Annotated in this window: 1 protein-coding gene; it reads right to left on the reverse strand. The window is 39.1% G+C overall.

The window, feature by feature from the left end:
- Nucleotides 1-859, reverse strand: an 859-nt coding sequence (gene leuB, locus U2P91_RS17915; RefSeq protein WP_322520104.1) for a 3-isopropylmalate dehydrogenase, incomplete at its 3' end; no start/stop codon positions are given.
- Nucleotides 860-1,058: the final 199 nt, after the last annotated feature.

A 1,058-nucleotide genomic window follows, 5' to 3' on the forward strand; every position in this document is an offset into this window, starting at 1 on the left:
TACCCGCAGCTTGTGGATAAGAACCATGAATTGGCTCAAATACCGAAGTGTGAACACCAATTGATGCTGCAGGCAACATTCCCATTGAGCCTGAAATTACACTCGCCTCATCGGTAAGAATATCTCCAAACATATTTTCGGTGACCATTACATCGAAACGTTTTGGCCAGGTGATTAACTGCATAGCCGCATTGTCAACAAACATGTATTCTACTTCAATTTCAGGAAATTCAGGCTCAATTCTTTGAGAAACTTCTCTCCACAATCTTGATGTAGCCAATACGTTTGCTTTATCAACAATGGTTAATTTTTTGCGGCGTTTGCCAGCGTATTCAAATCCCAAACGAACAATTCGTTCAATTTCATCTGCGGAGTACACGCATGTATCGTAAGCCGTTTGTCCATCTTCGGTACGTCCCTGCGGACGGCCAAAATAGATTCCTCCGGTTAGCTCACGAATGCACATAAAATCAGCACCATCAACCAATTCGGTTTTCAAAGGAGATTTATGAATCAGCGACTTAAACGTATTTACCGGACGAAGATTTGCATACAAACCCAATTTTTTTCGCATAGCCAGCAAACCTTGCTCAGGACGAACTTTTGCAGATGGATCGTTATCGAACCGGGGATGCCCAATGGCGCCAAATAAAACGGCATCCGAATTCATACACAATTCGTGTGTTTCATCAGGATAAGGGTTACCAACTTCATCAATGGCTACAGCTCCTACCAAAGCTTCAGTGTATTCAAATTCGTGTCCAAATTTTTGAACAATTGCATCGGTAACTTTTCTTGCCTGTGCTACGATTTCCGGACCAATTCCGTCTCCGGCCAATACTGCTATTTTGTACTTCATTTTATAATAAGATCTTTAGATTAATAGTTTGTTAGATTTTAGTAATTAGTAACTAGTTTGATTTACATCTTGCTTATTTTCAATTTTTTAACCAACAATACTTTGTTCGTAAAACACACTAAAAATCAAACGCTTACAATAGCCTAACAAAGCATTGCATTTAAGAGTCTTCGAAAAATATATGCTATTAATTCATCAG

This window comes from Acetobacterium sp. K1/6, assembly GCF_034438075.1.
Classification (GTDB): domain Bacteria; phylum Bacillota; class Clostridia; order Eubacteriales; family Eubacteriaceae; genus Acetobacterium; species Acetobacterium carbinolicum.